The organism is Candidatus Obscuribacterales bacterium, assembly GCA_036703605.1.
Taxonomy (GTDB): Bacteria; Cyanobacteriota; Cyanobacteriia; order RECH01; family RECH01; genus RECH01.
The window spans coordinates 1-2,465 of record DATNRH010000451.1 but is presented as its reverse complement, the minus strand read 5'-3'; the positions used below and the strand labels follow the sequence as shown (position 1 = coordinate 2,465).

The 2,465-nt window shown below is 53.9% G+C and carries 2 protein-coding genes; both read right to left on the bottom strand.

Going from position 1 to position 2,465, the window contains the following annotated elements:
- Positions 1-418: tetratricopeptide repeat protein (locus tag V6D20_09550; GenBank protein HEY9816024.1), on the bottom strand; the 418-nt coding region annotated here is incomplete at its 3' end.
- A 115-nt stretch (positions 419-533) separates the two neighbouring features.
- The coding region (locus tag V6D20_09545) for a CHAT domain-containing protein (GenBank protein HEY9816023.1) at positions 534-2,465 on the bottom strand (1,932 nt) is incomplete at its 5' end.

The window sequence follows — 2,465 nt, the reverse complement described above, 5'->3', positions numbered from 1 at the left end:
AGCCCTCCTCTCGCAACACCTGCAGCAGTTCCGCCGCATCGGTCAACGCTGGATTGCACTGCACCGCCTGCTCCAACGATGCTATACTTTGCTGCCGCTGCGATAGATAATAAAAAGCTAACCCTCGGTAATACCAAGCCTGAGCATGATTGGGGGCGATCGCCACTGCCCTATCCAATGCACGCATCGACGGCTCATACTGTTCCAAGACGCCCCATAACCATCCCAACTGATACCATCCCTGCCCATGCCTTGGCGACAGCATCACCACTCGATGGAATGCCAGTAGTGCCTTGGGGTATTTCTTCAACTCAATTAACCGTTGTCCCCATTCAAACCAATCATCCGCATGCTCCATCCGTTCGGCAAATATCGGCTCCAAGCTCGTGATCTTGGGGGGTATTTCACGACACATCATCCTTCGCTCCTCCGTTTTTGTGATCCATGTTTTGGTGAACTGAACTCACATAGTGGAAGGACACCACACACCTATGCAGGATTCCCGTCAGAATTTTGATGATGTGATGAAACGATTACAATCCATTGCCGATCAAAATGAACGGTGCCCAGTAGTAGGGATGGGATAAGCTACTGGCTACACTGGCGGGGAGGCCAGTGCGGCGGCTGATTACCTCAACGCTGGCACCCCGCTCTATGCCGGAGGCGGTTAGATCTCCAGTAATCAGAGCAATCTGAGCTTGTTGCAGAGCTTCAGCCTTGCTCATCTGCTGGTTCAGATTGGCGTAGAAGGCATTCATCAAGGTTTGGGTACCGCCATCACTGACCGCCCAGAGGGAAGCGATCGCTGCTGAAGCCCCCGCTTCTTGCATCAGATAGCCAAAGCCAAGAATTTCAGCCCCGTTGCCTAGATCATCGCCCACCCCAGTTTCACAGGCACTCAGCACAATCAATTCCACCCGATTGAAGCGTCCTCGCCAGTCCTCGCTGTTCAATTCTTCTAGTGACAGGCGATCGCCATTACCAAATAGAATAAATGAGTCCGCTGGAGAACCGGGTACAAAGGCGGCATGGGTGGCCAAATGCACAATCGTGTGGCTATCCATCAATGGCTCTACGAGAGAACGGCTGAAGCGATCGTTCATGAACTGGGTGGTGTCGGGGAAGGCTGCGACCAGGTTTTCCACCTCCACTCCGGCGAAGGGAAGGCCGCCAAAGGCAAAGGAGCGTTCCCCAATCTCAAATTCAAAGGCTCCTTCACTGAACGCGGCGGCTAGGATCAGGGGAGTGGCACTGGGACGCAGGGTGAAGTTTTGCAGGCTGGCGGCGGTGATGTGGTTGATGCGATAGGTTTCAATCAGCCATTGATCGCCGTCGTGTAGCGCCGCTAGGGGCACGTAGCGCAGGGCCCCGTCGGGGACATAGAGGATGGTTTCGGCTCCAATGGCTTCTAGGTCGTCTTCCATCGGCGCGATTAGCCAATCATAAAGCTGTTGGGCAATAGGGCGCGGGTCGCTGGTGGGGTCATCCAGAGCTTGACGGAATTCCACAATGGCGGCATTGAGCTCGGTGGAGTCAACCGGAACGGGATAGCGAGCAGGTTCGCTGAAAGGTGTCACCACCACCAGTTCCAGGCGGTCTTCTAGGATCAGCGGATAAATCATCACCGCATTTTGGTCGATGGCACGTAAATTATTCTGCAGGTTAATGAAGTCATCAGCGCGGGCCAGGATGTCTTGCTCTTGCAGACTGGCATCGAGTTGGGCAACGAGGGCTTGAATTTCAGGACTGTTGAGGAAACCCTGGAAATCGGCGGACATCTCCCGCTGGGTCATATCGAGTTCGCTGAGGCGCTGAAGCTGGTTATCAGAGAGCTGGTTGGGAGGAATATCACGCAGTTGGGCTAGTTCATAGCCCACGGCAATGACGCGGTTGTTGATCTCCTGTTCCGGGTCGCGCAGGTCAATGCCGCTCTCCGTCTGAGCCGTACTGCGAACGCCGTCGAGGTAGTCGTCTAGTTCTTGGACGCGCAACAGGTCGAGGACGCGCTGGGCTTCCAGGATGCGGTTTTGTTGCAGGAGTAAATCGGCTAGTGCCCGATATGAGCCTGCAATGGTTTCGGTATAAGTTTGTTGTTGTTCCTGGGGTAAGCCGCGAATATCAGCCCGAATGGATTCTCGGACGTTGACGGATTGTTTGTAGAATACAATAGCGAGTTCGGGTTGGTTTTGCTGAGCCAGCAGGAAACCTATATTACTGAGCCACAAGCCTTCTGCAGAGCGATTGCCAATCTCCTGAGCGATGGTTAACGCTTGCTGATAGCCCTCAAGTGCCTTCTGATACTGCCCCAAAGCTGAATAGGCATTGGCCAGCCCACCCAGCGAACTACCTTCACCAACACGAGCGCCAATCTCACGCGCAATAGCAAGGCTTTGCTTATAAAAGTCAATCGCTTGTTGATGTTGCCCGAGCCGACCGTAAACATTACCTAAACTGTCCAAAACCGA